This window comes from Burkholderia sp. Bp8992, from assembly GCF_003853705.1.
Classification (GTDB): Bacteria; Pseudomonadota; Gammaproteobacteria; order Burkholderiales; family Burkholderiaceae; genus Burkholderia.
In genome coordinates, this window is sequence record NZ_QTQI01000061.1 from 1 (window position 1) to 5,000 (window position 5,000).

The window sequence follows — 5,000 nt, forward strand, 5'->3', positions numbered from 1 at the left end:
ACACCGACTTCTACACCTCGCTCGATCATGCGGTGAACTGCAGCCGCCCGCTCGGCATGGCGATCAGCCCGAATTTCGACTGGTTACCCATTGCTTATCACGGCCGCGTGTCGTCGATCGACGTCAGCGGTCAGCAGGTCTACCGACCGATGGGGCAATACCGCCCGGACCCGTCCGCCCCTCCCGTTCACGACGCCTGTCGGTGGCTCGACTACGAGCTGGAACTGGGCGCGGTGATCGGGGTCGGCAATCCGCGCGGCAATTCCATCCCGCTGCGTGACGCTCAACGGCATATTTTCGGGCTCTGCCTGCTGAACGATTGGTCCGCGCGCGACATCCAGTCGTGGGAAATGCAGCCGCTCGGGCCATTCCTCGCGAAGAATTTCGCGACGACGATATCGCCCTGGCTGGTCACCCTCGAAGCATTGCTGCCGTATCGCACCACGTGGTCACGTGCCGCCGAACGCCCGCAGCCGCTCGACTACCTGTCCTCGGACGACAACCGCGCGGCCGGTGCGTTCGACATCCAGCTCGAGGCGTCGGTCCTGAGCGCGCGTCAGCTCGCGCAAGGACGCCAGCCACGTACGTTGACACGCACCAGTTTCCGGCATCAATACTGGACGTTAGGGCAGATGATCGCGCACCACACGATGGGGGGCTGTAACCTCCAGCCGGGTGACCTGCTGGGAAGCGGCACCATCTCGGGCCCGTCATCGGGCGAAGCCGGTGCGTTGATCGAACTGACCGTAGGCGGCACTCAACCCGTGGATATCGGCAATGGTGAAAGCCGCGCATTCCTCGACGATGGCGATACCGTCATTTTCCGGGGCTGGTGCGAACGCGATGGCTTTGCACGAATCGGTTTCGGCACCAACCATGGAACCGTGTTGCCGGTGCCGGCCGCGGAAGGTGATCATTAACCGCGCGTCGTTTCGCAACCGGTCATTGATTCAATGCGAGGACCACGTTCGTGGTGCTCGCGCCTTGAAACGCTCCGCCAGTGGACTCGCCGTGTTCGCTCGCCGTGCTTGAACACAGCACCGCAACGCCAGCACGCATGCGCGAAATCGCCGCCAGCGTCATCGGCTGGCGGCGATTTCAGCGCATGTGTCTTTCGGGTGCGCTAGAAGAAGTGACGAACACCAACGACGATGCCCACACTGCTGCCGGTTGGCTCATACAGCGCGCCATTCACCGTGAATCCCGTATGCATCAACCCGTGGTTGTTCGCGCATGCCGCGGAGCCATACAAGGTCGTTCGTTTCGACAGAAAGTAGTCCAGCCCGGCAGACGCCAGTAAAGAATGGTTCGCCGAATCGTTACTGTCCCGCATGTACCAAACGCCTACGTCGGCGGACAGTGCCGGCGTGATCAGATATTCGCCGCCCGCGGCATACACTTTCTCGTTGAAGGAGCCGGCGATCTTGTAGCTTGTGTACGATCCCTTGAGTGTTGCACCTCCCCACCTGTAGCTCGCACCGACCGTTCGCCCGCTGAATTCGATCGTCGACGGGAATGGCGTGGAAACGCTGGCTGAACCGCCGGGATTTCCACTGAAGAGCGCAGCGTTCACGACCAGGTCTTTCCATTCGTATCTCACGCGAGCCGCATACTGGCGCCCCGCCTGAAATCCCTTTGGATCGCCGCCCAGCGCAAGCAATGCACTCGCCTGCAAGCCGGCGATCGTCGGGCTCGTATAGGACACGGCATTGGCGACGAAAATGCCGGTCGCAAAAAAATTGCCCATGTAGATTCCGGCCTGACTCCCGAAGAACGACGCATGCCGCGCGTCCGTATCGACGATCGCAAGTCCGAACGGCGAGTACTGTAGGCCGGCCTTGACGGTACCGAAGTGTCCGGAGAGCCCGACGAAGGCTTGCCGCCCGAAGAGATTCCCGTTCGAGTTGCCCAGCGCCCCGTTGTTCGTCGTAAAACCGCTTTCGAGCGTAAAGATCGCCTTCGTCCCAGCGCCCAAATCCTCGGCACCGGTGATACCGAAGTGAGAACCCGAGATTCCGCCATCCGTTGCCGATACCTGATGCGGGCCGCTCGCACCCGTTCCGGCGTCGAAGGTACGGCTCGTATACATCACGCCAGCATCCACCACACCATACAGCGTGACGTTACTTTGCGCATGCGCGTTCGACGATAAGCCCGATACCGCGATCGAGACAGGGATCAGCAGCATCGGACGGATTTTCTGCATCTTGCTCACGTTTTAATGTCTCCTCCAGTCATGCAGGACTGCAAAATAATTGAATAAGAATCCACCTCCGTGCGGCGCCCAACATATGGCGATCAAACGAAGCCGGACAGAGGGCCGCTTCGGCTCCGGTCCTCGGTGTGCTGACGGGCACGCACGCCGGAGCGTTGGTTTTTCTTGAACCGCCGCCGGCCAGGGATTGATGTCCCTCGCGATGTTGTCGAGGGACCGGATCGCAAAGTTGATCGCACATCCGCCGCAATCGGCCCACGGTATCGATGACGCGGCAAAGCGGTAGCGTGTTTCCGCTGCTGCTTTGCCGCTCCACCCAAGCGGCCCGCGCCGCACTGGCCCGCTCGAAGTACGCGAACCGATCGCGCGGTCACGTATTCACGGAAAGCGCCAACGGCATCAAGTCACTTGCTTGCGTCCGCGAGAGGACGTACAGCTCGAACCAGTTGCACCACTCGACCATCAGGTGGTCCGAGTGGCCGTGAATGAGTACTTCCGGCGCGGTCGATGGCCAGAAGATCTCCAGCCGCGCATCGAACCCCGGAAGCGTGTCCCTGAACTGGTGCAGCAAGTAGCCGACGGTCACACCATCGGGCGTCTCGACGCGCCCCATCATTCGATGCGGCATATCGGGTGCCAGTTCGATCGGGATACCGCTCCAGTCATCCAGATGGCGGAGCTTCAGGAGGGCCGGCGACTTCGTATGGCCGGGTACTTCCAGAATGCCGACACGCCCATCCGGGAGCGGTAGCGCACCGAGATGCTCAGGGTGAGCACGAAGCATTGCCGGGCTGTTCGGCCCGCCATATCCGTCCCAGAACCAGGCCACGAACTCCGCGCTGGTGCCCACTGCCACGTGCGCTTCGGCAACTGACGAACTGAAGCGGCCGTTCGCACGCAGCGACCAATCCTTCTCGTTCGATTCGTGCTCCGCGATCTCCTGCGCGAACAGGCTGACCATGCCGTCTGCCCCCAGTTTCTCCATGAGCAAGGCCATCATGTAGCGCGCCCTTTTGACCTCCATTCTGAGGATGTCCTCGCCGGCCACCTCCGTACCTGACTTGAAAAACGTCACTGCTTTCACTTGAGCCTCCGTAGCACTGGTGAACGAGTTGCCATGTTTCCCGACTCGCTCCACTAACGCAAGTAAACTTGCGTTAGTGTTTACCGCATGCCTGTCGGCCATCGCCCAGGGTCGTGCTCATGGTCGGGCTGCTGTGACGACGCGGGCAGTCGATGCAACGATGTGTAAAATCCGCTCATGCCAAAGTCAGCCGAACAAGAATCGCCGTCGCCCCGTCGTCGCTTGGGCGGCCGTAGCGCACGCGTCCGTGACGCGGTGATCTCCGCAACGATTGCCCAATTGCAGGCGTCGGGTTTCGAGGGGCTCAACATCGGCGCCATCGCTTCACTCGCGGGCGTGCATGAGAGTTCGATCTATCGCCGGTGGAAGAGCAAGGAAGGGCTGATGATGGAAGCCGTCTTCGAGCTTTTCGCCGAACACATTGCGATACCGGATCGGGGCTCGCTTCACGCGGATCTCGTCGCGCTGCTGTCGGCAACCGCGCGCTACTTGCGAACGGGCGTGGGCAGGTCTGCCATTCAGTTCGTGCTGGCCACGTACAACGATGCGGCCGTGGCGGGCGAACTGCGCAGGTTGTGGACGAACCGCTTTTCGGCGGTTCAGCAGGTTTTCGACCGCGCCACAAAAGTGGGCGAGTGGCCGCAGGGAGCGGATCCGATGCCCCTGCTTCATTGCCTGCTCGGCGCCGTTTATCTACGCACGCTAATCCTGCACGAGCGCGTCACGACCGATCAGATTCGAGAACTAACGCGTTGGATGCTTCGGGAGCGAGGCTCCTGAGCATCGGGCAATCTCAACGATCGGACCATCGAGGAAGGCGAGCGCTCCGGGAGACGCCCAACAGCATCGACTGCATCCGCTCCTGCAACCGTCGCGATGCGGGTGCTCGCATTGCACCTTCAGCACTAGCTCAACCGGAGCCGCCTCTCCTGCAGCACGCCCGAGTCGAAGAACCTCCAGGCCCGCATGTGGCGCAATGCCCATGAACCCACCCACCGGGGCGTCTTCGCCAACGTCAGAGATGCAGGAACGCCAAGGGGGTGGCGACGCCAATTTTCGATCACCGCTGTGGCAGCACGCAATTCGAGAGGGAGAGCGCTACGCGCGCGGGTCTGTCCCCCGATGTCCTCGAAGCAGTGCTGTACATTGGCCCATCGCCCACGCTCCTGCGCGAAAATGAACCATGCAGCGTCGCGGAAAAAATCCGAGGATCAATCGGACCCGCGGTGACACGTTGCCATCACGCCGACTGCTCGTCTCGGCCACTGACTCGAGCAACGCATCGTCGTCCCCTGCACCGCATTCGAAGAGCCGCGCCAGCCGGTCCAAATACAGGTAGACGACAGGCGTCGTAAACAGCGTCAGCGGTTGCGACAGGATCAGGCCGCCAGCGATCGCAATGCCCAGCGGCACGCGCAACTTGGCGCCCGTACCATGTCCGATCGCGAGCGGCAACGCGCCGAACAGCGCGGCGAAAATTAGGTACGGCTCGCTCGCGAGCGATGCCTGGAACGCATGGAACGTGCCCGTGAGCGTGTCGGGCTTGCCTGCGGCTGCGACCGCCTCCGCCGCACGAATGGCCGCAACCGCGTTGCCGAGCAATTGCCTCGGCGCGAGGTTGAACGTAAGCGGTAAATTCAGCACACCGAATGGAGAATCATTTGCAACTGTTGGGCGAGCATAGCCGCATCGCGACGGCCG

Annotated in this window: 4 protein-coding genes and 1 pseudogene; 2 read left to right on the forward strand and 3 right to left on the reverse strand. The window is 61.8% G+C overall.

Annotated features, from left to right (window positions below):
- On the forward strand, positions 1–920 hold a 920-nt coding region (fahA, locus tag DIE03_RS37855; RefSeq protein ID WP_124457128.1), incomplete at its 5' end, for a fumarylacetoacetase.
- A 203-nt stretch (positions 921–1,123) separates the two neighbouring features.
- Here fahA and DIE03_RS37860 read toward each other — a convergent pair.
- Complete coding sequence (locus tag DIE03_RS37860) at positions 1,124–2,206, reverse strand: porin (protein ID WP_185658307.1); 1,083 nt, start codon at positions 2,204–2,206, stop codon at positions 1,124–1,126.
- A gap of 379 nt (positions 2,207–2,585) precedes the next feature.
- Complete coding sequence (locus DIE03_RS37865) at positions 2,586–3,299, reverse strand: hypothetical protein (protein ID WP_230948492.1); 714 nt, start codon at positions 3,297–3,299, stop codon at positions 2,586–2,588.
- Positions 3,300–3,554: 255 nt separating this feature from the next.
- Between DIE03_RS37865 and DIE03_RS37870 the strand changes: the two genes are divergently transcribed.
- On the forward strand, positions 3,555–4,079 hold the full coding sequence (locus DIE03_RS37870) for a TetR/AcrR family transcriptional regulator (protein ID WP_230948490.1): 525 nt from the start codon (positions 3,555–3,557) through the stop codon (positions 4,077–4,079).
- 537 nt (positions 4,080–4,616) lie between these two features.
- Here DIE03_RS37870 and DIE03_RS39130 read toward each other — a convergent pair.
- A pseudogene (locus DIE03_RS39130) lies at positions 4,617–4,772 on the reverse strand (efflux RND transporter permease subunit); the annotation flags it as partial.
- Between the last annotated feature and the right edge of the window lie 228 nt (positions 4,773–5,000).